The sequence below is a fragment of the Lysinibacillus piscis genome (genome assembly GCF_026012395.1).
In the GTDB taxonomy this organism is placed as follows: domain Bacteria; phylum Bacillota; class Bacilli; order Bacillales_A; family Planococcaceae; genus Lysinibacillus; species Lysinibacillus piscis.
On the sequence record NZ_BRZA01000002.1, the window covers coordinates 316278 to 338970 of the forward strand.

Consider the following 22693-nt stretch of genomic DNA (forward strand, 5'->3'; position numbering starts at 1 on the left):
TTACCCTTTTTTCGCCCAAATAACAACAGGAATAAGCGCCAACGATAAGAGCCCACCTGTTAATGATAATATAGCAAAACTAGCATTCGCTACAACCAACCCTGACAATGCACCACCAGAAGCGCCTGCTAACGCTACTAAAACGTCTAGCTTGCCTTGTGTTTTTGCTCGTGTAGCAGGCTCTGTTGCATCTACAACTTGTGCTGTTCCACTAATTAACCCAAAATTCCAGCCCAACCCAAGTAAAGAAAGAGCAATGATAAAGACGAGCATAGAGTCACCAGAGGCAAATGATGCAACAAGTCCAGCGCAAAGTAAGATGATTCCTGCGGCAATACTCATAGCTGTGCGTCCGATTTTATCGACCAGTATGCCTGTAATCAAGGAAGGTAAATACATAAAGCCGACATGAAAGCCAATAACCAGCCCGACATCTGCCAAGCTATGTCCATGATGTTTCATATGTATAGGTGTCATCGTCATAATGGCGACCATTACAATTTGTGTTAATACCATGACGGTAGCGCCGACGATCAGCCCACGATGATTATGTGTTGGTTGCTCTGTGTTGTTTGATTGTGTTTCCTGTGCGTAGGTTGCTATTTTTTTCGCAATCTCTAATGGATCAGGACGCAATAATAAAAATAATGTCAGCCCTGCTGTGATGAATGCCACAGCAGATAATATAAATGGACCTGTCAAGGCAGGAACACCAATGGCTACAGCAACTTCACCCATTTTTTCGACCAAATTAGGACCTAATACAGCACCAAATGTCGTCATCACCATTGTGGTGCTAATAGCAGTAGCTCGTTGCTTTTTGCTAGCTAAATCTGTGCCAGCATAACGTGCTTGTAAATTGGTGGCAGTACCAGCTCCGTAAATAAACAAGGCAATAAAGAGCAGCATGACATGATTAGTTAAAGCCGCTATAATCACGCCAATAGCCCCAAGTCCACCTACTGCAAAGCCAACAGATAAACCGATGCGCCGTCCATAGCGTTGTGACAGTCTACCAACAGCAAATGCAGCACCTGCTGAACCAAGTGTGATTAAAGCAGATGGGATTCCGGCATAGGCATCTGTACCGAGCATTTCCTGTGCAAGTAATGCACCAACAGTTACCCCTGCGGCAAGCCCAGCACCACCGAAAATTTGCGATAAGCTGACAACAAATAATACACGTTTATATAGTTGTTTGAGCTTTGCTGGTGATTGAATAAAACTTTCGATAGATGTCATGATAATCCCCTTTTAGCTTTTCTATTAACTGCATTCTAATCATCTATACTTTGTTCGTCAATGACTTTTTCTATGAGACCTATCAAACAAGTATGTCTATCCTATTTTGCTCATAGACTTATAGTAAGAAAGTAAAATGAAGGGGGTTGTATGTGCATGAAAGTAGTGAATCGTGTCATGCAGCGACAAATTATTCGAGCAATGGTGATTGGCGCTAGTGTTGGACTGTTAGGAGTAGCTATGTTTTTAGGTATTTTACAAGCAAACTCGCATCTAGCGACGAAGGAACAAAATAGTGACGTTACACAGCAAACGAAGGATACTACCACAACGCCTGTAGCAGGAGAAATGAAGAATGCTACATCATTTTATGCTAGCCAAGCAGGTGTCTATTCAAACTATGAAAGTGCTAGTGCCTTTGTGGCAGAGCAGCCAGCATTAAAGGAAAGTGCCATTGTGGAAGTTGAGGGCAAATACTATGTTTGGACAAGTATGGTCATGGAGGAAAGCCAACTTTTATTAGTAGATAATCCAAAAACATTTAAAAAGGCGTTCTATGTGAGTGGAGAGAGCTGTCAAGAAGCAACGATGGTCGAAGTGCCAAAAGCGCTGGCAGAGAAAAATGCAGCAAAATTAAAATTTAATGAGGATTTAAAGGATTCTACATTACCAACAGATTGGCAGTCGATTGGTAAGGCTGCTTCCACTATTTCTAGTAATTTCGATGTGATTCGTCTGCAAATGTTTGCCCATTACAAGGCAAAAAATCCATGCTTACAAGTGAAATTTTAATATAAAAAAATAGTTGTGCTACATTTTTGAAAATTTTCAAATAACCGATTCTCCGTTATGATAATGGAGAAGGGAGAATGAACAATGAAATTGACAACAAACCATCAGTTGGTGCTTGCCTCTGCTTCACCACGACGCAAAGAATTACTTACACTACTTGGAGTACCTTTTGATATTGTGACAAGTGATGTGGAAGAGACGAGTGTACAGGCATCAACAGTGCAAGACTATGTAAAAGGTGTTGCTCTATTGAAAGCACGTGATGTGGCTAAAAAAGTCGCGCATGCAACGGTAATTGGAGCGGATACAATTGTCGTGTTTCAAAATGAATTATTGCATAAGCCAAAAACACGTGAAGAAGCGATTTCCCATCTAGAGCGTTTATCAAATAATCAACATACGGTCATGACGGCTGTGGCTATTATAGAGCCTACTGGCGATGAAACCATATTTATAGAGGAAACTAGCGTCTATTTCCATTCGCTATCACCAGCGTTAATAGAAGCATATGTGAACTCGAATGATCCATATGATAAAGCAGGCGGTTATGGTATACAAACCATTGGTACACTGTTAGTGAAGTGTATAGAAGGTGACTATAACAATGTTGTTGGTCTACCACTTACTGCGTTATTTCAACAATTAATGAATCGACAAATTATTCAATTCGCAAAGGAGTGACATTTTTGCTGAATGATGTTGTATCAGATATGATGATACGAGATGTCCATGTGGAGGATCGCCCCCGTGAACGATTATTGCGACAAGGGGCGACGAGCTTATCCAATCAGGAGCTATTAGCTATTTTATTACGCACAGGTACGAAGGAAGAATCGGTGCTTGTGCTAGCCAACCGTGTGCTCAGTGTTTTTGAGCGCCTCCATCATTTAAAGCATGCCACTGTGGAGGAAATGGTAGCGATTAAAGGAATCGGTGAGGTGAAAGCTGTTCAATTACTAGCGGCGATTGAACTAGGTAGACGCCTTGCCCAAAAACAAAGTGATGAAAAATATACGATACGTTCCCCGCAAGATGCCGCTGCCTATTTAATGCCTGATATGAGCTCACTCAATCAAGAACACTTCGTTGTCCTCTTTCTAAATGTCAAAAATCAAATCATCCATAAAAAAACAATTTTTATCGGTAGCCTGAATGCTTCTATTGTACATCCGAGAGAAATTTATCACGAAGCTGTGAAACGTTCAGCAGCTTCTATTCTTTGTGCCCATAATCATCCGAGCGGTAATTGTACACCAAGCACAGAGGATATTGATGTGACGAAAAGAATTGTTGAAGCGGGCTATATTATGGGCATTGAATTGGTTGACCATCTGATTATTGGTGACCATCAATTTATTAGTTTAAAAGAGAAAGGCTATTTTTAATCCTGCCATTGTGTGGACTTCAAAATTCCCTTCTAAAATATAAATGGTATACTGTTTAGAAAGTGAAATTATATGAGATATTGAAATGAAAATAACAAGATACTACTTACTTAACAGGTTCAGGGATTGGAAGCGGAAGAAACGTCTATGTGTCTTTAACAAAAGGTGTTAACTAGATTGTGGGAGTAATTGGTGTGCCTAATGATCAAAATCACCGCAAGAAATTTCAGAAATTCTTAAAATAGATAACAAATATATGTTTATGTCAAAGAAAGAGCTTAGTCTAGGTTAAACTAGAAGAAGTTCTTTCTATTTTAGAGAAGAAAGGAATGGTTAATTCATGCTTGATGTCAATGAATTTGAAAATGATCATTTTATTTTAAGAGTAGACTCCCCGTATTCTTTAAACTATTTAATATTTGTTCAAAATGTTTTTTTAAACAATCGAGATGGTTCACATCATTTCCCATCTGTAGATAGCTCTAAGTGGAATCTATTACAGCACGATGACTTTCAAGCTAAATTCAAAAGTATTTGGGATGAAGTGGTTAGAAAAAATACACAAAGCCCTCACTATGATTACAATGGCGTTCTTGAATCGGATGCTCCATTATATAGACAGCTTTTTGAAGGGAATGTAAAGGGGGACTATGGTTTTTCTGAGAGTATAAGGCTATTCCAATCTTGGTGGGGTAGTATATTTTTTGGAAAGGGAGCTGTGGAAATGGTGTATGTAGCTGAAGGAAGCGAGATTTATGATGAGTTAGCCATAGCAATAAAATCGAAAAATCTCATGATACCAAATAATCAATTAACGATTATGCTTCTATACGATAAACAAACGATAGTTGCTCAAAATATTACGCCATATCATTATCTTTTGCCAATGGAAGAATTGTTTTTAAATAAAAACAATATAGTAATGAATATATTGAATAATTTACCTTAATCACCTTGTACTTGTGAAAAGGATGACACAAGTGGTACATACTTATGACCGCAAGCAATGGATTACTTTAAAAGAAAGACTGTTTTTAACCTTGCTGTTGTAGGCAAGGTTTTTGTCTGCGAACCTTTTGAAACAAAAAACGTTATATCTCTTAAGAGACAACTATGCTCTTAGCAGAAATTGGTGCTAGGTGATGGGTTGTCTTCTAGTGATAAAAAATATATGCTAAGCTATATGTACTATTTTTCTTGGTATGGTCATTTAAATAGTATTTTTTCCGCAAGAAGTGGTATGTAGCACTACAAATTCTTGTATTTTTCCGTTATAATGAACGGTATGATTTTATGTCGAAAATAATGAAGTATCCAGCAAAGAGACGTAGCAAACACATAACTTTGTCCAGTGGTCTTCACCATTCTGTTTTGAGGGGCAGTAAATAATTCATAGACAATCTGTGAATTCGAGATAAATGAAAAACATGTAGCTTAGGCTTGAATAGAAAGGGAGTACACAATTTGTTTGGATTAGGGAATAAAGATGTCGGGATTGACCTTGGCACAGCGAATACTCTTGTATTTATTAAAGGGAAGGGCATTGTTTTACGTGAGCCATCTGTTGTAGCAAAAAATACAAAAACAGGCGATATCGTAGCTGTAGGGAACGATGCTAAAAATATGATTGGTCGTACACCAGGTTCAATCGTGGCGATTCGTCCGATGAAAGATGGCGTTATTGCGGATTTTGATATTACAACAACAATGATTCAATATTATTTGAGAGAGGCTTCTAAAAACTCAGGTAGCAATTGGAAAAAGCCGAATGTTATGATTTGTGTGCCATATGGTATTACTTCTGTAGAGCAACGCGCGGTTATCGATGCAGCTCGTCAAGCAGGTGCAAAAGAAGCCTTCACGATTGAAGAGCCATTTGCAGCAGCAATCGGTGCAAATTTACCTGTATGGGACCCAACAGGTTCGATGGTTGTCGATATTGGTGGTGGTACAACAGAGGTAGCGGTTATTTCATTAGGTGGTATCGTTACAAGTGAATCTGTAAGAGTTGGCGGAGATGCGATGGATCAAGCGATTATTTCGTATATTCGTAAATCCTACAATTTAACGATTGGTGAACGTACAGCAGAAAGCGTTAAAATGGAAATTGGTACAGCTCTTGTTGAAGATGTAGTGGACATGATTGAAATTCGTGGACGTGATTTATTAACAGGTTTACCAAAAACAATTGAGGTTTCGTCAAAAGAAATTTGTGAATCTTTACGTGAAGCAGTAGCCGCAATTATTGATGGTGTTCGTAAAACATTAGAACAAACACCACCAGAGTTATCAGCGGATGTTATGGAACGTGGTATTGTACTAACAGGTGGTGGTGCGTTACTGAAGAACTTAGATAAAGTGATCAGTCATGAAACAAATATGCCTGTCTTTATCGCAGAAAACCCACTGGATTGTGTAGCGATTGGTACAGGTAAAGCACTTGATAATATTGATTTAATTCGTCAGCAACAAATGAAAGGGTAAGGGGGGTTAGACAATGCCACACTTTTTTTTCAACAAGAAACTCATTTTACTACTGGTAGGGATGATTTTTCTTGTGGCATTGATTAGTTTCTCATTACGTGATCGGACAAACGCAACCTTACCCGAGCAAATTATTAAAGATACTGTCGGCTTTGCACAATCCATTGTTGCGAAGCCGGCGAATTATGTTACAGGCATTTTTAATAATATTGATTCACTTTTAAACACGTATGAAGAAAATAAACGCCTAAAAGCACGTTTAGAAGATTTTGCGGTTGTGCAAGCAGAAGCGACCGATTTAAAATCACAAAACCAAAAACTTCAAGACTTGCTCGATAAAAAAGATAGTTTGCGTGAATTTGATCCAATTCATGCAACCGTTATTGCTCGAAATCCTGATCAATGGGAAGAGAAAATTATTTTAAATAGAGGCTCTTCACATGGAGTCAAAACCAATATGGCTGTTATGACGGCACAAGGGTTAATCGGTAAAATTATACTGGTTACACCATTTACGTCTGAAGTGGAGTTATTATATACAAATAATCCTAACTATCGTGTTTCAGCAATGGTTTTAGGTGAAAAAGAAGCATATGGTTTAATTGAAGGGTTTGATAAAGAGCGTAATGAGCTCATTATGAAACGAATTAATGCTAGTCTAACTGTTAAAAAAGGCGAGCAGGTCATTTCATCAGGTCTTGGTGGTATTTTCCCAAAAGGTGTACCAATTGGTGAGATTACAGAGGTGAGCACAGATGATTATGGGCTAACCAAAATGGTGTATGTGAAGCCATCAGCGGACTTTTCTATTTTAGAGCATGTGGTCATTGCCAAACGTTCTTCTATTACGATTGATGGTTCAGATGGTGATGCGACGAATCAAGATTTAACAAATCCACAAAAGGCGGATGAGGAGGAAACAAACTAATGGTGCGATTCCTCATTCCCACAGTGGCTGTATTACTTTTTTTATTAGAACCTGAGCTGGCTATGCTTTCCCCCATTGAAATACATGGGGATATTTATTACTTAGTACCACGATTTTTAATTTTATATTTAATTTTTATATCCATCTATTACAGTCGTCAACGTGCAGTTATGTATGGTCTTTTTTTTGGTGTCTTGTATGATGTCTTTTACATTGATATTATTGGATTATATTCAGTGTTATATCCGCTTGTTTGTTTTGTGGCGGGATCTATCGTTAAAGTCATTCATCAGCATTTAGTGGTCACAACGAGTGTTTCTGTTATTTTAGTGGCGATATTAGAATTTATTCTGTATCAATTTTTCTATTTAATTGATTTCACAACGATTCCATTAGCTGTTTTTTTACAGTCAAGATTGTTGCCAACCATTATTGCCAATGCGCTATTTTTAATGATTTTAGGGTGGGCTTTCAGATATCTAATTCATGCACGTGTTTTACAGAGAGCACGTGAAGTTTCTTAATGTAAAGAGCAATGTGGGGTGAGACATTCATGAAAAAGCAAATCGTGCATATGAAAGGGACGAAGGATGGATTTGTTCTGCGACTAGACGATCAGTGTGCATATGTTGAGTTATTAGATGAATTGAAAAAAAAGGTTTTAGAAGGTGGCATTGATGGTAAAGTCAATGTACAGCTTGATTTAGGCTATCGTTATTGTACCGAAGAACAATTACAAGAGTTAATTAGCATTGTTCAGGAAACAGAGCAGCTCATCGTTTCAAATGTGCATAGTGAAGTATTGACTGTCCAAGAGAGTAACTTGAAAATGATTGAAAGTCAGCAGGATACATATATAGGTGTAGTCAGATCGGGGCAAGTTTTACGTGCGCCAGGTGACATTGTCATTGTTGGCAACATCAATCCAAATGGACGTGTTGAAGCAGGCGGAAATGTCTATGTGTTGGGCAAATTAAAGGGGATTGTACACGCAGGTGTAAATGGTAAAAAAGAGTCTATTATTGCAGCCTCACGCTTTGAAGCTACACATATTATGATTGCTGATCAGGTAGAGGTCATGTCAGATGAGCAATTAAAGGCGATGAATCAGACAGAAATGACTTGTGCTTTTATAGGCTATGAAGGACGTATTGCGTATGATCAAATTCATGTGTTGAAAAATATTCGACCATTGTTAAATGTGTCTAAGGGAGGAAGCTAGTGTGGGAGAAGCAATTGTTATAACTTCAGGTAAGGGTGGTGTTGGTAAAACAACAACAACCGCTAACATTGGCACTGCATTGGCTTTACAAGGAAAAAAAGTATGTTTAGTTGATACGGATATTGGTTTGCGTAATTTAGATGTTGTTTTAGGTCTTGAGAATCGCATTATTTATGATTTAGTGGATGTGGTAGAAGGCCGTTGTAAAGTGCATCAAGCATTAATTAAAGATAAACGAGTCGATGAAAAATTATACTTATTACCTGCTGCTCAAACAACAGATAAAAATGCTGTAACACCTGAGCAAATGAAAAACCTGATTGACGAGTTAAAGCGTGATTATGATTATGTGCTAATCGATTGTCCAGCAGGGATTGAACAAGGTTATCGTAATGCCGTAGCAGGGGCTGACCATGCGATTGTGGTGACAACACCTGAAATCTCGGCTGTACGTGATGCAGACCGTATCATTGGCTTATTGGAACAAGAAAATATTACAGCACCTAAGCTAGTCATTAATCGTATTCGTCAGCATATGATGAAAAATGGTGATACATTAGATGTGAACGAAATTACAACACATTTATCGATTGATTTATTAGGAATTATTACAGATAATGAAGGTGTCATTGCCTCATCAAATAGAGGTGAACCTGTTGTGATGGATCCTACTAATAAAGCATCTTTGGGCTATCGCAATATTGCTCGTCGAATCCTTGGCGAATCCGTACCATTGATGGTGATTGAAGAAGAGCAAAAAGGCATGTTCTCTAAATTAAAATCATTATTTTCAAAATAATACAATCCCTCTCGTACCTGTTTTGTTGGCGAGAGGGATTTTTGCATGAAGCGAAATGTTAGAACATATAGTGTGAAAAAAGGATGAAGGCTTGTTTACAAAATGGAAATGGCTTGCTGCGTTCTTTGTAGTGGCGATTGTGATGTTGCTTGTTCGGTTGGAAGATCAAGATGTGCTGGATACGTCTGTAAGGCAAGTGGTGATGACATCAGCAGATTTAACGTATTTAGCAGAGTTGGGACAAGAATGGTTTCATCAAAAAGAAACTACCATTATGGTATCCAGTGATATTAGTCAGGCTGAATTACTAACGTTTACGGATGCACAGGCATGGAGAGAAGGCTTTTTGTTGAAGTATGATGTGGGATTACCTATTTATGCGGGACAAGGCGGCTTAATCGTTTATACAGGACATACGAAGTATACAGGTAAAACAATGACGATTAGTTATGATGATGGCACAATGGTATCATATGGTAAGCTAGATCGCATCGAGCAACTCCCATATACACGAATATATCAACGAGATTTAATCGGTATGAAGGAAGCGGGGCAATTGTACATTTCTATTGAGAAGGATGGCGTTCATTATACATTAGAGCAAATTGTACAATGGCTCGAATCGGCAAATATCCATGAAAATTAAATTACACATTTTGTGTATTCCTCTCATCTTGGTGATGCTCATAAATGGTCAAATTGCAACGTATATGATTATTCTTAGTTCATTACTATGGCATGAAATGGGGCATTTAGTGATGGCTGTGCTTTGCCATATTAAAGTAAAGTCATGTACGATTGCACCATATGGAGGAGAAATTGAATTCGCTCACCCAGCAACTGTACAGCCTTCTGCATTGTTGTGGATTGCTTTAGGTGGACCAATGGCTACAATTGTAGGAATTGGTCTTTCCTTATTATTACCAGAATTACTCGCTAATGCATTAGTAAAAACGCAGCTTATTTTATTATGTATGAATATTTGTCCACTGATTCCACTGGATGGTGGCAGGATCGTGCTCGCTTCCTTATATATTTATTGTCCATCTACACAGGTCATTGATTATTATTATGGTGCTTCATTAGTAATGGCTACATGTCTATTATTGGGTGTTATTAGTTTTTTGCCACACGTCCTATTTTTAATTGTCGTCTGTCTATTTATTTGGTTGCAAGCATGGAAAGAATGGCGTTATCGAAAATATCGCTTAGCATTTGAGAAATATGCAATGAAGCGATTGACTTAAAAAATTTTTTGTGGTAATATCTTAATGTTATTGTTTGTAGCACCTGGTAGGATAAACAAATGTATTTATTCTAGTCAACCCATTGCTACTACAACCGCTCTGGAAAGGTTTAAGTATCTTTGGATCACCTTTCAATACAGGCGAGTCTGAGTCTAAGAGGAGGTGCAGTAAAATGTACGCAATTATTGAAACTGGTGGTAAACAAATCAAAGTAGAAGCTGGTCAAGAAATCTACGTTGAAAAATTAGGTGTAGAAGCTGACGAAGTGGTAACATTTGATAAAGTATTATTCGTAGGTGGCGAAACAGTTAAAGTTGGAGCTCCAACTGTTGAAGGTGCAACTGTAACAGCGAAAGTTGTCAAAGAAGGTCGCGCTAAAAAAATTACTGTTTTCAAATTGAAAGCGAAAAAGAACTACCGTCGTAAACAAGGTCACCGTCAACCTTACACAAAATTAGTTGTTGAAGCAATCAACGCTTAATAATGAGGTGTGTAATATGATTACTGTTACAATTCATAGTGATGAAAACAGAAAGTCATATGGCTTTGAAATTTCAGGTCATGCTTACTCGGATGAATATGGTCGTGATTTAGTATGTGCAGGCGCATCTGCTATTGCTTTTGGCACAGTGAATGCGATTGGACAGATTTTAAAGATACAACCTACAATCGAGCAAGGCGAACAGGGTGGTTTTCTATCATGTATCGTCTCAAAAGATATAGATGCTGAAACAGACGCAAAATTACAAGTTATTCTTCAAACGATGGTGACACAGTATTATACGATGGTCGCAAGTTATGGAGAATTTATCGAACTAAAATATAAAATGCTGTAGGAGGTGGAACATGATGAAACTATTATTGACATTAGATTTACAATTTTTCGCATCGAAAAAAGGGGTAGGTTCTACTAAAAACGGACGTGACTCTGAATCTAAACGTCTTGGCGCTAAACGTGCTGACGGTCAATTTGTAACTGGTGGTTCTATTCTTTACCGTCAACGCGGTACAAAAATTTACCCAGGTACAAACGTAGGACGTGGTGGTGACGATACACTATTTGCGAAAGTAGACGGCGTTGTAAAATTTGAACGTTATGGTCGCGATCGTAAAAAGGTATCTGTATATCCAGTATCACAAGAAGCATAATATTCAAAAGGATTGCTATTTAGCAGTCCTTTTTTTCTTGTAGATAATATGTTACGATAATGACAATTACATAAAGTTATATAAGTGCTCATCGTGATGGATGAGGTAAAAGGGAAACTAGTGCAAAGCTAGTGCAGCCCCCGCTACTGTAAACGAGAATGAAACTACAAAGCCACTGACGAAGGTTGGGAAGGTGTAGGAGTAAAATGATTCGACAGCCAGGAAACCTGCTTATATAAAATGATATTAACTTTTCGGAGGGAGGAGTTTCAGGATAAGGACTTAGTATATACATAGAGCGAATACTTATCATGAATGCCAAACCTTGCTGTAAAAGCGGGGTTTGGCTTTTTTATTAGAAATAAAGTGGCGGATAGAACACTCAAAGTGGTGGATAGACCTATCGAACTGACGGATAGAATGCTCAAAGTGACGGATAGGGCTACCATTTTATAGTTGTTGCAAGTTTTTGGATTAGGAGAAAATATGAAAATAAAAAAATTAATGATTTTATATACTATGCTGACGATTTGCTTACTGATTGTCATGACTGTTGCCATAATGGTAGGCTCGGTTGGGCTCACGCCTTTAACTGTATGGCAAATTTTATTGGATAAAATTGGTGTTGATTTAGGGCAGAAGGTAGGAAATGCGCAACAAATTATTATTTGGGAAATTCGTATGCCTCGTGTGCTATTAGCCGCTATTGTTGGAGCGGCGTTAGCGATTAGTGGGGCAGCTATTCAAGCCATTGTGCGTAATTCTATCGCAGATCCGTATATTTTGGGGGTCTCCTCAGGTGCTTCTGTTGGGGCAACACTCGTTATTTTAGTAGGGGCATTTAGCTTTTTGGGTATGTACGCACTCTCTATTTCAGCCTTTATCTTTGCCCTGCTGTCGATTGTCATTGTCTTTGGCTTAGCCCGTGTACAAGGACGTACTTCGGTCATTCGTTTATTGCTAGCGGGTATTGCCGTATCTCTTGTATTTTCAGCCATTACAAACTTTCTATTGATGATGTCAAAGCAGCAAAATGCTATACAAGCTGTGATGCACTGGATGCTTGGTAGTCTAGCTGGTGCAAAATGGATGAATATTTGGATTCCAGCGCTTGCATTAGTAGTGGTATTTATCATATTGCTTATCAATTATCGCCAGCTAAACGCTTTACTAATGGGGGAGGAAGCAGCAACTACATTAGGCATCCATTTAGAAAAATTCCGTTTATTTATTATTGTGGCGGTGTCTTTATTAGTAGGAGTTGTTGTCGCAATTAGTGGTAGCATTGGCTTTGTTGGATTGATTATCCCGCATATTGTGCGTATGTTTGTTGGCTCTAATTATAAAAATGTTTTGCCATTTAGTGCATTAGCAGGGGCTATTTTTTTAGTAGTAGCAGATATTGTCGCGCGCATTGTCATAGCACCACAGGAAATGCCGATTGGGATTATTACGGCATTGTGTGGCTCACCATTCTTTATTTGGATGCTACGCAAGCAAAAATATTCGTTTGGGGAAGGAGAATCCTAGTGAGATGATTACGATTCAGAATGTTATTTATACTATTGGCGAGCATCGCATTTTACAAGATATGAATTTTACTGTGCAAGAAGGGCATTTTGTTGGCATCATTGGACCGAATGGCTGTGGGAAATCAACAATGCTTAAATTACTCTATCGCTATTTTCAATTACAGCAAGGAACAATCGTTTTACATGAACAGGATTTAATGCAGGTGCCACAGAAAATATTTGCAAAGCAGGTAGCCGTAGTTAGTCAGGATAGCCCTGTATTATTTGACTTTAGTGTTAAGGAAATGGTGTATATGGGACGCACACCACATAAAAAGTGGCTGGAGAGTGATACAGCATCAGATGAAGAAATTGTGCTAACGTGTATGCAGCGTACAAATATTGCCCATTTAGCAGAGCGTTCATTTGGTCAATTGTCTGGTGGTGAGAAGAAGCGTGTGTTATTGGCAAGAGCACTTGCACAGCAGGCACAAATTTTAATTTTAGATGAACCTACGAATCATTTAGATATTGAGCATCAGTTTCAGCTAATGGATTTAGTGGCAGATTTACCGATTACCATTATTGCTGCATTGCATGACTTAAATTTAGCTGCTTCCTATTGTGATGAGCTCATCGTGATGCAAAAGGGGGAAATTTATGCGATGGGGCGCTCTGAGGATGTATTAACACAGCAAATGCTAATGGATGTTTTTCATATTCAGGCGGATATATCACGCAATCCATTTACCAATAAGCCACATTTACTGTTCTATTCCAATGCACAAATAAAGACCCCTTAGTGCTTTAGCCTAAGGGGTTTGGCTTAGAAGAAAAGTTAAAAAGCATATTTCTTCTTGTACATATATTGTCAAAAGGTCTTGCTCCTCAACGAATACTTCTGGTTCCATCCAATCCCCCATTTGCAATAAAAGTAGAGAATAGTGAGTACGTAGAATGGTTGTATGTGTCAATTAGCTTTAATAAGGTTGGCTCTACGTCTGTTAATGCAATATTTTCATATAATAATTGTCCTGCATTGGCTTTTTTGCCCATTTGAATAGCGCCTGCGTAAATATCCGCTACGTCTTCTTTGACGATAAGAGCAATATCGTCCAGTACGGCATTATAACAGGCGGAAGCACAGGCATTGTAGCCAATTCGTAATCTACGCTTTGTTGAATAGCCCTCTAGTTTTTCAAATAATGCTGTAAAAAAGGGCAGTGTCTCCATTTTCTCACCATCACAGAAATCGCAGTTTTTAAATACGGCACAATTGCCAGCTGGTAAAATATAAAACTTGACTGCTAATAGTTTATGCTGCACTTCCTCCAGTTGTTCGGTAGGCACAGAAAGTAATAGGCTATGGCTAGCTGAGTATTTCACTGCTCCGATTTCCTCTAGCTCTGCCAGTAAACGTAATTGCTGACCTGTGAGATGCTTGTTAATAATGCCAGGAGAGATAGCGAGACGTGTAAACGCCTCGGCCTCCTTTAATGTGGCAAATGTTTTAGTTGGCATGGTAAACATAGATTGTCCCCCTAATTAATTGAATTTTTCAGGATAGAAGCCTTTTGCTAAAATGCCAATCGCATCTGCTGCACGAACACCTTCAGCGGCAGCCGATAGAGGTAAAATAACGAAATGATTGTTCGCTACGGCTGGTACAGTGCTAAGAGCAGGATCATTTTTAATAAATTCTATTTTTTGTTCAGCTGTTGTATCTCCATAATCAATAATGACAATCACTTCAGGTGCACGCTCAACAACAGCCTCTTTGGATACCGTTGTCCAAGTTTTATCTACATCCCCAAAAATATTTTGTCCACCTGACACAGTGACAAGCTCATTCATAAAGTTTTGTGCTGCTGTGAATACTTCTTTATCCCCACTATCAAAAACAAGGACTTTTAATGGTGTGGACACTTCCCCCATTTGAGATGTAATGGCTTCTACATCTGTTTTCATTTGAGTAATTAATTTTTCACCACGTTCTTCCACACGGAAAATCTTTGCGATATTGGCAATGTCCCCATATATATCTTGTAATTTAGGGTTAATCATTGTGGAAGCGTTTTGTAGGTATGTGTTAATGCCTAATTCCTTTAATTCTTCACGTGTAGCGATGTTTTTTTCATTGAATGCACTAGACCAGCCACCATATAGGAAGTCAGCCTCTGCATTGATGACTTGTTCCTTTGTTGGGTATTGCTCTGCGATAACAGGTACTTTCTCATACGCTGTTTGGAGTGGCGGGTAAATTTCATCATCTAAATAGGCTGTTCCCACCATAGAATCCTCTAAGCCTAATGCCAGCATAATTTCTGTCACATGTTGGTTTAAGGAAATCGCCTTTTTTGGTGCTTCTGTATAGTCGATAACAAAATCTTGATTGTTGATTGTCACCGCTGTATTTTCAGCTGGTGCTTCTGGTGTTGAAGCTGTGTCTTCTGTTGTTTTTGTATCATTCGAGCAGGCTGCTAAAATAATACTCGTCATCATTGCTAGTGTCAGTAACCATTTTTTCATTGTTATAAGTTCCCTTCTTTTTTCCATAAAAAAAAGCAGCCACATCGCTCTAAAAGAGAATGTAGGCTACTTGAAATGGACATAGTGATAGTAAAAATCAACAAATGCTCTGCCTAAACTCCTCCCTCCGAAAAGTTGGTAACATTTTATATAAGCAGGTTTCCTGGCTGTCGAATCACTTTACTCCTACACCTTCCCAACCTTCGTCAGTGGCTTTGTAGTTTCATCCTCGTTTACAGTAGCGGGGGCTGCACTAGCTTTGCACTAGTTTCCCTTTTACCTCATCCATTATGATGAGCACTTATATAAATTAAATATGAATTTAGCAACATACTAACACACAAAGAAAGAGACTGTCGATAGTAGAAAGAGAAAATAACAGGATAATTGCAAAATTCAAAGAAGATTTAAGGGAAAAATAATGTGAAACTTGTTATACTAGGTAAGATAACTTTATTGGAGTGAATGGAATGAATAATCAATCACTAGCCATTAGTGAGGTATTACGTTTTGCAAATCATGATTATGTGAATCAGCTACAATTGATTCGTATGAATTTAGATTTAGGTAGAGTTGAACACTCAAAGGAGCTCATTACACAATATTGTGAGCAATTGCGTGTCTGTTCTACACTCAATCATTTACGCTTACCACAAACAGTTGAATGGTTACAAACAGCTAGATGGCGCTATCCATCGTTTACATGGAACGTCTATTGTGATGGTGCTAAACCTGTTGTCAATGTGATTGATGAGGAAGTAGTAAATTTTTTAAACAAAACTGTTAGCCATGTTTATGATACATTAGATCCATTTACAGAGCAGACCCTAGAACTTGATGTTCGTGCTGATGATGAACACTTCATCTTAACATTTACATTAACGGGGCTTTGGAGTGCGGATGCATTCACTGAAGAAGGTTTGACACAATGCAGCGTTCAAACAATCGAACAGACAAATAGCAGCTGGCGATTTAGGTTGAGCGCAAATAGGGAGTGAAAGTAGATGTTTGTCGATCACGTAAAAATTTATGTTAAAGGTGGCGACGGTGGCGATGGTATGGTTGCCTTTCGTCGAGAAAAATATGTGCCGAATGGTGGACCTGCTGGCGGTGATGGAGGTCATGGTGGTAATGTAGTCTTTGAAGTAGATGAGGGTTTACGTACATTAATGGACTTCCGTTATAAACGTCATTTTAAAGCGCCTCGTGGTGAGCATGGTATGAGTAAAGGGATGCATGGTAAAAATGCAGACGATTTAATCGTTAAAGTCCCACCAGGTACAGTGGTGATGAATGAAGAAACAAATGTGGTCATTGCAGATTTAGTAGAGCATGGTCAACAAGCGATTATTGCAAAAGCAGGTCGTGGTGGGCGAGGAAATTCACGCTTTGCTACACCAGCCAACCCAGCGCCAGAGCTTTCTGAAAAAGGAGAGCCAGGACAAGAGTTAAATGTTATATTAGAGCTAAAAGTATTAGCAGACGTTGGACTTGTTGGCTTCCCAAGTGTAGGGAAATCGACACTATTATCTGTCGTATCTGCTGCAAAACCGAAAATTGGTGCATATCATTTTACAACGATTGTACCGAATTTAGGCATGATTGAAACGGATGACCACCGTAGCTTTGCGATGGCTGATTTACCTGGTTTAATTGAAGGGGCACATGAGGGTGTAGGCTTAGGTCATCAATTTTTACGCCATATTGAACGTACACGTGTTATCGTCCATGTTATTGATATGTCAGGCATGGAAGGGCGAGATCCACATGAAGACTATTTGACAATTAATGATGAGCTGAAACAATATAATTTACGTCTAACAGAGCGTCCACAAATTATTGTAGCCAATAAAATGGATATGCCAGATGCAGAGGAAAATTTAATTGCTTTCAAAGAGAAGGTTGGTGAAGACGTACAAATCTTCCCAATTTCCGCTATTTCTCGTCAAGGCTTGAAGGAATTATTATTTGCCATTGCTGACCTGTTAGAAGTAACGCCTGAGTTCCCTCTATATGATGAAGAAGAGGAACAATCAGAGGCAACTGTTATGTACAAGCATGAAGCAAAAGGTGAAGACTTTGACATTACACGTGATGATGATGGTACATTTATTTTAAGTGGCTATGCGATTGAACGTCTGTTCAAAATGACGGACTTTAGCCGTGAAGATGGTATTCGCCGCTTTGCTCGTCAATTGCGTGCAATGGGTGTAGATGAAGCTTTACGTGAACGAGGTGCACAAGATGGGGATGTTGTGCGTTTACAAGAGTTTGAATTTGAGTTTGTCGACTAAGACAAGCGTTTTAGGGGGAAGCGTATGAAGGATGTTGCAAATCAGCGCTATTATTTAGTTCGTGAAGATGTGTTAACAGATGCCATGCAAAAAACGTTGGAAGCCAAGCATTTATTATCGAGTGGCACAGTATCCTCCATTTGGGATGCCGTGAAACAGGTAGATTTGTCACGTAGTGCATTTTATAAATATCGTGATGCCGTGTTTCCATTCCACTCCATTGTACAGGAACGTATTTTGACGGTCTTTTTACAAATTCAAGATCGCAAAGGAACATTGGCAAAACTATTAGAGACGGTAACCAATACGCATTGTAATGTACTAACGATTCATCAAACGATTCCGATTCAAGGGAGAGCAAATGTCACATTATCATTGGATGTGACGACAATGACATGTGAGCTAGATGAATTAATTCAACAATTAAAGCGTTTAGATTTTGTGGAAGCAGCAGATGTCATTAGCTCAGGCGCTTTATAAATAACATAGCAATAGAGGTGTCCGAAGTTTTGAGGACACCTTTTTTACAATAATGAAGGAGGATTTTATTGTGACGAATCAACAATGGGAAAAACGAATTGCTTATTTAGGGCCAGAAGCATCCTTTACATACTTAGCGACAAAAGCGATTTTTTCAAATGAATGGCTTGTACCATGTGCGACGATTCCAGAGTGTATTGAAGCGGTGGCAAATGATAAAGTAGATTTTGCTGTCGTACCATTAGAAAATGCGTTAGAAGGCTCTGTACCGTTAACATTGGATTATTTATTCCACGAGGCAACACTCTATGTAGCTGGTGAGTTGCAATTAAAAATCCAGCAGCATTTGATGGTGAACAAGGAACAAAAGGCGAAATGGGAAGAGATAAAGGGTGTTTATTCACACCCACATGCTTTAGCACAATGTCATAAATATTTATTTTATCGCTTTAGCCATGCGCCATTGCATCAAACAACGTCTACATCGGCAGCAGCTAAATATGTAGCAGAACATCCAAATGAATGTATTGCAGCAGTAGCAAATGCGGCGGCAGCAACAAAATATGGCTTGGAAATTGTGCAACCAAATATTCATGATTTTCACTTTAACCATACACGCTTTTTCGTGTTATCCAAACAAAATCAACGTTTGCCACAGGAATTAGCAGATGGTCATGCAAAAACAACATTGATGATTACATTGCCTATAGACCGTTCAGGTGCATTGCATCAAGTGCTATCAGTGTTTGCATGGCGCCAGTTGAATTTAAGTAAAATTGAATCACGTCCATTAAAAACAGGACTTGGCGATTATTTCTTTATGCTGGATGTGTTAGCCGATGAGCATGAACCGATGATGCGTGGGGCAATGGAGGAGCTGGCAGCACTTGGCTGTCAAGTAAAATCGCTTGGAACTTATTTCACGTATCTCGCATCTGAAGGATAGGAGGAAACACTGATGAAACATGGTATCATTTTATTTGATGGTGATTGTCATTTTTGTAATAGTAGTGTGCAATTCGTGATAAAACGGGACCATGCTGCTTATTTTCAATTTGCTTCATTACAGAGTGAAATAGGGCAAAGATTACTTACACAATACCATGTACCAAAAACGATTGATAGCATGGTGTTAATTGAGCAAGATCATGCATATATTGAATCGACAGCAGCCTTAAAAATATGTCGAAATTTAGATGGTGGCTGGCCAGTATGCTATGCTTTTATCATTGTACCAGCCCCTATTCGTAATTATTTTTATCGTCTCTTTGCGAAGCATCGTTACCGGTTATTTGGTCAGACACAGCACTGTATGCTTCCAACACCTTCACAGCGCCAACGATTTCTTTCTTAATGGAAAAAGGAGATGTTTCCTCAAAATGAGCATCTCCTTTTACCTTGTCAATTATGTTTTATCCGTAATCAAATAACCTTTCTCTAATAGTGAACGTTCGATTAAATCTAAAATAGAGGCAGATGGAGCGCTAATAACATGTAGATGAACGCCACCTGTTAGCTCTGATAAATAGCTTGCTTGGGTTTCATTCACACGTTGCACAAATGCTTTCACTTCATGGCGGTTCGATACCATGAGAGAGGCGGTAATTTCCCCATAAATAGGATGTTCCACAATAACATTTTTGACTGTACCACCACAATCGACGATGGTAACGAGCTCATCTTCAGTATCCTCAGCAGAATGAAGACAAGGAATGGTGCGTTCTACTGTTTGCTGTAGCTGTTCCTGATGCATATAAAGATAGCCTTGACTTGTCGCCATAATGGGTTCATTTCTCGCCTTTAATAATGTCATATCATTGACAATGACTTGCCTTGATACATTGGCAAATTTGGCTAAATCAGTTCCTGTAATGGGGGTATGACTATTTCTTAATTGTGCAAGCAGTTGCAGTCGGCGTTCTTCGCCTAACATTTTTTTCATAAAAGAGTACCTCCTGCCGATGGATAAGATGTGTTAAGTATTATTGTACCATTAAGCCTTTCCAACATGCGTGAATTTTTTGTATCCAAATAAAACATTGAACATATGATACGGAGAGAGGAAGGGAGGAAAACATTGCGTATTCATATTGTACAAAAGGGAGATACGTTATGGAAAATTGCCAAAGAATATGGTATTTCGTTTGAAGATTTAAAGCGGCTAAATGCCCATCTTGCGAATCCTGATTATATTGTGCCAGGTATGGAAATTATTTTGCCAGAAAAAGTGAATAAGGAGCATAAAGGTGGACAAAAAGAAACACATTTACCAAAAGAGACGCCAACACATATAAAGCCTGTGAAAGAAGGCGTGAAAAAGGAGGTACAAAAACCAACACCTCCACCACCAGTTGTTACACCACCTCTTGCACCAATGCCAATGCCAGAGCCACAAGTGATTCCGATACCATTCCCAATGCCGATGATGCCACAGCAGCCAATGTGGACACCTCAACCTGTTGAATTAAATTGGCATCAGCAAGTGGTAATGCCACAGATGGAGCAGCATGTTACACAACAAGCACCACCACCAGTTCAACCAATCCAGCCACAGCAACCTATTGCACCACCGCCTCAACCAATGCCATTACCGATGCCAATGCCGCAGCCACAACCAATCTATATCATGCCCCAAGTGCCACACTGTATGAGCTGTCATCAACCTGTGCATCATCATATGTGGTGGCAACCGATGCCAATGCCGATGCAGCCGCAAGTTGAGGCTTGTACAATGTCACAGCAGCCGACCAATTGTCAAATGCCAAATATGAATGTTTCAGGAATGGGTGACTTTTTAGAATCGACTACATCCCCATTTTTCCATTCACACCATCAACCAATGCCATCCCAGTGTGGTGTGATGCCAGAGATGAAAATGGAGCCAGCTTGTGGTTGTCAAGCACCGCCAATGATGCCTAATTGGCAAATGAATCCATATCAATGTCAGTCGCAATGTCCACCACCTTGTCCTGACGGAAATCCATGGATGTCACCACAATACTTCCCAGGTGGGATGATGCCTTATCGATGGTAAAAAAGCGTATGTAGTAGAAGAATTGAAAGCGAATGTATGGAAATATCGCTACCATGCTACTAATTACTTTGTGAAACGCACAAAGCAAATAGAAATGGCGAAGAAAGTAAGGTTAATTCATCGTCAGCTTGAACGTGTAAAACCAGCTTTGATTTTGCCATTAGTGCCAAACGATGATGAACAAATGATTGTTCAGCTTTGGCAAGAGGGCAGTCGCAGTGCGAATTTTACACAGCAAAAGGACCGACAAGAATCATTGCGATTGTTAATGGCACTACATGATACAAATACCCTCGTAAAATGGCAACAAATACCTGGCTTATACACGTATTCACAATTACTTAAATGGCAAATGCGTTATATGCGTTTTCAGAGTAGAAAAAAAGATTTTCAAGCTTTATTAACAGTACAGGAAATAGAGCAATTGCTTCATTATAGTGATAAAGCCTTACAATCAATTGCATTAGAGCGTGCACCGAAAAAAGAAATTACATTATTACATGGTGATGTGGTGCACCATAATTTTTTATGGTGTGCAGATGGTCGATTGCGATTAATTGATTTTGATTTGGCCCATCTAGGTGAAGCAGACGATGAATATATTTTATGGTTGCATCGTGTATTACCAGCAATAGATTATGACATTGACAAACTTTTTCAGGAGCTACCAGAGCTGAAACGATTAGACAAGAGTAAGCTTCATCGTTTAAAATATCCAAATGAACTGTTGCGGGAATGGTTATTTGCTGTAGATTTACCGTTGGAGCAGCAGCTCGTCTTTTTAGATTATTTAGTGCCATTTACAAAACGAGCGCTCACACATTGGCCGAAACTATGGTACGATATTGATAGGCTGATAGAAAAATGACCGTCATTGGGCGGTCATTTTGTCTGTCAATAGTCGAGCATTCGTTCGCTTTATGTTATAATGAAAGATATGAATGTGAGGGATTATGGAATGTATGATTATATAAAAGGACAAGTTATACGTGTAACACCAGAATATATTGTACTTGAACAGCAAGGGATTGGTTGGCAATTGAATACACCAAATCCATTTGCTTTTCGAGCATCTGCGTCTGAACAGCAGATTTATGTTCATTTGCATGTACGTGAAGATGCACAATTACTATACGGTTTTCCTAATCTTGATCAACGAGAGTTGTTCCGCAAGCTGATTTTAGTATCGGGTATTGGTCCAAAGGGTGCATTAGCTATTTTAGCGACAGGCAATCCACAGCAAGTGATTCATGCCATTGAGCGAGAGGACGAAGCGTTTTTAATTAAATTCCCAGGTGTAGGGAAGAAAACAGCACGCCAAATGATTTTAGATTTAAAGGGCAAACTTGGTGCATTATTAGAGGCTACCGAATTACCAAGCATGGAAGATGAACTTCCGCTATTTGGTATTCATCCGCATAGGCATGAATTAGAAGAAGCGATTCTTGCACTGATGGCACTTGGTTATTCAGAAAAAGAATTAGACAAAATTCGTCCGCAGTTAGAGGAGAATGATAAACTGGAAACGACAGATGCTTTTATGAAGCAAGCATTACAGCTGTTATTGAAATTAACATAGTGATGAGAGGAAGGAGGA

General features: G+C 38.9%; 28 protein-coding genes, 2 riboswitches and 1 other annotated feature. Of the genes, 24 read left to right on the forward strand and 4 right to left on the reverse strand.

Translation table 11 applies throughout. The annotated features are described in order from the left end of the window. Window positions 1-1242: an MFS transporter gene (locus tag OPF91_RS07840; protein ID WP_264988190.1), complete on the reverse strand. Its 1242-nt coding sequence runs from the start codon at window positions 1240-1242 to the stop codon at window positions 1-3. A gap of 156 nt (window positions 1243-1398) precedes the next feature. Between OPF91_RS07840 and OPF91_RS07845 the strand changes: the two genes are divergently transcribed. The 16 genes from OPF91_RS07845 to OPF91_RS07920 all read left to right on the forward strand — a co-directional run bounded on the left by OPF91_RS07845 (window position 1399) and on the right by OPF91_RS07920 (window position 13562). Further along, window positions 1399-2034: a hypothetical protein gene (locus tag OPF91_RS07845; protein WP_264988191.1), complete on the forward strand. Its 636-nt coding sequence runs from the start codon at window positions 1399-1401 to the stop codon at window positions 2032-2034. Window positions 2035-2118: 84 nt separating this feature from the next. Continuing rightward, window positions 2119-2715: a Maf family protein gene (locus OPF91_RS07850; RefSeq protein ID WP_264988192.1), complete on the forward strand. Its 597-nt coding sequence runs from the start codon at window positions 2119-2121 to the stop codon at window positions 2713-2715. 32 nt (window positions 2716-2747) lie between these two features. Further along, complete coding sequence (gene radC / locus OPF91_RS07855) at window positions 2748-3419, forward strand: RadC family protein (RefSeq protein WP_264989131.1); 672 nt, start codon at window positions 2748-2750, stop codon at window positions 3417-3419. Between the two features lie 340 nt (window positions 3420-3759). Continuing rightward, window positions 3760-4368, forward strand: a complete 609-nt coding sequence (locus tag OPF91_RS07860) for a group-specific protein (RefSeq protein WP_264988193.1) — start codon at window positions 3760-3762, stop codon at window positions 4366-4368. A gap of 515 nt (window positions 4369-4883) precedes the next feature. After that, window positions 4884-5903: a rod shape-determining protein gene (locus tag OPF91_RS07865; protein ID WP_264988194.1), complete on the forward strand. Its 1020-nt coding sequence runs from the start codon at window positions 4884-4886 to the stop codon at window positions 5901-5903. 13 nt (window positions 5904-5916) lie between these two features. Next, window positions 5917-6831, forward strand: a complete 915-nt coding sequence (gene mreC / locus OPF91_RS07870) for a rod shape-determining protein MreC (RefSeq protein WP_264988195.1) — start codon at window positions 5917-5919, stop codon at window positions 6829-6831. Beyond that, window positions 6831-7355: a rod shape-determining protein MreD gene (mreD, locus tag OPF91_RS07875; RefSeq protein WP_264988196.1), complete on the forward strand. Its 525-nt coding sequence runs from the start codon at window positions 6831-6833 to the stop codon at window positions 7353-7355. Before mreC ends, mreD begins: the two co-directional genes overlap by 1 nt. Window positions 7356-7384: 29 nt before the next feature. After that, complete coding sequence (gene minC, locus OPF91_RS07880; RefSeq protein WP_264988197.1) at window positions 7385-8053, forward strand: septum site-determining protein MinC; 669 nt, start codon at window positions 7385-7387, stop codon at window positions 8051-8053. Between the two features lies 1 nt (window position 8054). Next, entirely contained in the window at window positions 8055-8852 is a 798-nt protein-coding gene (minD, locus tag OPF91_RS07885; RefSeq protein WP_264988198.1) for a septum site-determining protein MinD, read from the forward strand. Between the two features lie 91 nt (window positions 8853-8943). Further along, window positions 8944-9498, forward strand: a complete 555-nt coding sequence (locus OPF91_RS07890; protein ID WP_264988199.1) for a peptidoglycan DD-metalloendopeptidase family protein — start codon at window positions 8944-8946, stop codon at window positions 9496-9498. A gap of 34 nt (window positions 9499-9532) precedes the next feature. Then, on the forward strand, window positions 9533-10099 hold the full coding sequence (locus OPF91_RS07895; RefSeq protein WP_264989132.1) for a site-2 protease family protein: 567 nt from the start codon (window positions 9533-9535) through the stop codon (window positions 10097-10099). A gap of 82 nt (window positions 10100-10181) precedes the next feature. Next, window positions 10182-10257 (forward strand) — a sequence feature (ribosomal protein L21 leader region). A gap of 14 nt (window positions 10258-10271) precedes the next feature. Continuing rightward, window positions 10272-10580, forward strand: coding sequence for a 50S ribosomal protein L21 (gene rplU / locus OPF91_RS07900; protein WP_264988200.1), 309 nt, complete (start codon window positions 10272-10274; stop codon window positions 10578-10580). A 16-nt stretch (window positions 10581-10596) separates the two neighbouring features. After that, window positions 10597-10935 carry a ribosomal-processing cysteine protease Prp gene (locus OPF91_RS07905; RefSeq protein WP_264988201.1) on the forward strand — a complete coding sequence of 113 codons (339 nt, stop codon included), beginning with the start codon at window positions 10597-10599 and terminating at the stop codon, window positions 10933-10935. Window positions 10936-10948: 13 nt separating this feature from the next. Next, window positions 10949-11248, forward strand: a complete 300-nt coding sequence (gene rpmA / locus OPF91_RS07910; protein ID WP_264989133.1) for a 50S ribosomal protein L27 — start codon at window positions 10949-10951, stop codon at window positions 11246-11248. 65 nt (window positions 11249-11313) lie between these two features. Further along, window positions 11314-11497: riboswitch (cobalamin riboswitch) on the forward strand. Window positions 11498-11734: 237 nt separating this feature from the next. After that, window positions 11735-12778: a FecCD family ABC transporter permease gene (locus OPF91_RS07915; protein ID WP_264988202.1), complete on the forward strand. Its 1044-nt coding sequence runs from the start codon at window positions 11735-11737 to the stop codon at window positions 12776-12778. Between the two features lie 4 nt (window positions 12779-12782). Beyond that, complete coding sequence (locus tag OPF91_RS07920) at window positions 12783-13562, forward strand: ABC transporter ATP-binding protein (RefSeq protein WP_264988203.1); 780 nt, start codon at window positions 12783-12785, stop codon at window positions 13560-13562. An 85-nt stretch (window positions 13563-13647) separates the two neighbouring features. Here OPF91_RS07920 and OPF91_RS07925 read toward each other — a convergent pair whose 3' ends face one another. Together OPF91_RS07925 and OPF91_RS07930 are read right to left on the reverse strand one after the other, a co-directional pair. Continuing rightward, window positions 13648-14289: a sulfite reductase gene (locus OPF91_RS07925; protein ID WP_264988204.1), complete on the reverse strand. Its 642-nt coding sequence runs from the start codon at window positions 14287-14289 to the stop codon at window positions 13648-13650. Window positions 14290-14304: 15 nt separating this feature from the next. Continuing rightward, window positions 14305-15288: an ABC transporter substrate-binding protein gene (locus tag OPF91_RS07930; protein ID WP_264988205.1), complete on the reverse strand. Its 984-nt coding sequence runs from the start codon at window positions 15286-15288 to the stop codon at window positions 14305-14307. 136 nt (window positions 15289-15424) lie between these two features. Further along, window positions 15425-15608, reverse strand: a riboswitch (cobalamin riboswitch). A gap of 150 nt (window positions 15609-15758) precedes the next feature. On the opposite strand from OPF91_RS07930, the gene OPF91_RS07935 reads away from it, so the two are divergent. From OPF91_RS07935 to OPF91_RS07955, 5 genes are all read left to right on the forward strand, one after another. Then, on the forward strand, window positions 15759-16286 hold the full coding sequence (locus tag OPF91_RS07935) for a Spo0B domain-containing protein (protein WP_264988206.1): 528 nt from the start codon (window positions 15759-15761) through the stop codon (window positions 16284-16286). 6 nt (window positions 16287-16292) lie between these two features. Beyond that, window positions 16293-17582, forward strand: coding sequence for a GTPase ObgE (gene obgE / locus OPF91_RS07940; protein ID WP_264988207.1), 1290 nt, complete (start codon window positions 16293-16295; stop codon window positions 17580-17582). Between the two features lie 24 nt (window positions 17583-17606). Then, a complete protein-coding gene (thrR, locus tag OPF91_RS07945) occupies window positions 17607-18062 on the forward strand; it encodes a transcriptional regulator ThrR (RefSeq protein ID WP_264988208.1) in 456 nt (151 codons plus the stop codon). Between the two features lie 70 nt (window positions 18063-18132). Further along, on the forward strand, window positions 18133-19008 hold the full coding sequence (pheA, locus tag OPF91_RS07950) for a prephenate dehydratase (protein WP_264988209.1): 876 nt from the start codon (window positions 18133-18135) through the stop codon (window positions 19006-19008). 12 nt (window positions 19009-19020) lie between these two features. After that, window positions 19021-19416 (forward strand): thiol-disulfide oxidoreductase DCC family protein, encoded by a 396-nt coding sequence (locus OPF91_RS07955; RefSeq protein ID WP_264988210.1) that lies wholly within the window; start codon window positions 19021-19023, stop codon window positions 19414-19416. Window positions 19417-19467: 51 nt separating this feature from the next. On the opposite strand, the gene OPF91_RS07960 is transcribed toward OPF91_RS07955, so the two are convergent. Then, on the reverse strand, window positions 19468-20004 hold the full coding sequence (locus OPF91_RS07960; protein ID WP_264988211.1) for a transcription repressor NadR: 537 nt from the start codon (window positions 20002-20004) through the stop codon (window positions 19468-19470). A 135-nt stretch (window positions 20005-20139) separates the two neighbouring features. Between OPF91_RS07960 and OPF91_RS07965 the strand changes: the two genes are divergently transcribed. From OPF91_RS07965 to ruvA, 3 genes are all read left to right on the forward strand, one after another. After that, complete coding sequence (locus OPF91_RS07965) at window positions 20140-21096, forward strand: LysM peptidoglycan-binding domain-containing protein (protein WP_264988212.1); 957 nt, start codon at window positions 20140-20142, stop codon at window positions 21094-21096. Between the two features lie 22 nt (window positions 21097-21118). Next, window positions 21119-21964, forward strand: a complete 846-nt coding sequence (locus OPF91_RS07970; protein ID WP_264988213.1) for a phosphotransferase — start codon at window positions 21119-21121, stop codon at window positions 21962-21964. A gap of 90 nt (window positions 21965-22054) precedes the next feature. Beyond that, entirely contained in the window at window positions 22055-22675 is a 621-nt protein-coding gene (gene ruvA / locus OPF91_RS07975) for a Holliday junction branch migration protein RuvA (RefSeq protein ID WP_264988214.1), read from the forward strand. The last annotated feature ends 18 nt before the right edge of the window (window positions 22676-22693 follow it).

Coding starts and splice junctions, on each gene's coding strand:
- OPF91_RS07840 (WP_264988190.1), bottom strand. CDS start 1,242: ATGACATCTATCGAAAGTTTTATTCAATCACCAGCAAAGCTCAAACAA.
- rplU (WP_264988200.1), top strand. CDS start 10,272: ATGTACGCAATTATTGAAACTGGTGGTAAACAAATCAAAGTAGAAGCT.
- mreD (WP_264988196.1), top strand. CDS start 6,831: ATGGTGCGATTCCTCATTCCCACAGTGGCTGTATTACTTTTTTTATTA.
- radC (WP_264989131.1), top strand. CDS start 2,748: ATGATACGAGATGTCCATGTGGAGGATCGCCCCCGTGAACGATTATTG.
- OPF91_RS07845 (WP_264988191.1), top strand. CDS start 1,399: ATGAAAGTAGTGAATCGTGTCATGCAGCGACAAATTATTCGAGCAATG.
- OPF91_RS07935 (WP_264988206.1), top strand. CDS start 15,759: ATGAATAATCAATCACTAGCCATTAGTGAGGTATTACGTTTTGCAAAT.
- mreC (WP_264988195.1), top strand. CDS start 5,917: ATGCCACACTTTTTTTTCAACAAGAAACTCATTTTACTACTGGTAGGG.
- obgE (WP_264988207.1), top strand. CDS start 16,293: ATGTTTGTCGATCACGTAAAAATTTATGTTAAAGGTGGCGACGGTGGC.
- OPF91_RS07930 (WP_264988205.1), bottom strand. CDS start 15,288: ATGAAAAAATGGTTACTGACACTAGCAATGATGACGAGTATTATTTTA.
- OPF91_RS07895 (WP_264989132.1), top strand. CDS start 9,533: ATGCTCATAAATGGTCAAATTGCAACGTATATGATTATTCTTAGTTCA.
- OPF91_RS07850 (WP_264988192.1), top strand. CDS start 2,119: ATGAAATTGACAACAAACCATCAGTTGGTGCTTGCCTCTGCTTCACCA.
- thrR (WP_264988208.1), top strand. CDS start 17,607: ATGAAGGATGTTGCAAATCAGCGCTATTATTTAGTTCGTGAAGATGTG.
- rpmA (WP_264989133.1), top strand. CDS start 10,949: ATGAAACTATTATTGACATTAGATTTACAATTTTTCGCATCGAAAAAA.
- OPF91_RS07925 (WP_264988204.1), bottom strand. CDS start 14,289: ATGTTTACCATGCCAACTAAAACATTTGCCACATTAAAGGAGGCCGAG.
- minC (WP_264988197.1), top strand. CDS start 7,385: ATGAAAAAGCAAATCGTGCATATGAAAGGGACGAAGGATGGATTTGTT.
- OPF91_RS07915 (WP_264988202.1), top strand. CDS start 11,735: ATGAAAATAAAAAAATTAATGATTTTATATACTATGCTGACGATTTGC.
- OPF91_RS07905 (WP_264988201.1), top strand. CDS start 10,597: ATGATTACTGTTACAATTCATAGTGATGAAAACAGAAAGTCATATGGC.
- OPF91_RS07955 (WP_264988210.1), top strand. CDS start 19,021: ATGAAACATGGTATCATTTTATTTGATGGTGATTGTCATTTTTGTAAT.
- OPF91_RS07960 (WP_264988211.1), bottom strand. CDS start 20,004: ATGAAAAAAATGTTAGGCGAAGAACGCCGACTGCAACTGCTTGCACAA.
- OPF91_RS07920 (WP_264988203.1), top strand. CDS start 12,783: ATGATTACGATTCAGAATGTTATTTATACTATTGGCGAGCATCGCATT.
- ruvA (WP_264988214.1), top strand. CDS start 22,055: ATGTATGATTATATAAAAGGACAAGTTATACGTGTAACACCAGAATAT.
- OPF91_RS07860 (WP_264988193.1), top strand. CDS start 3,760: ATGCTTGATGTCAATGAATTTGAAAATGATCATTTTATTTTAAGAGTA.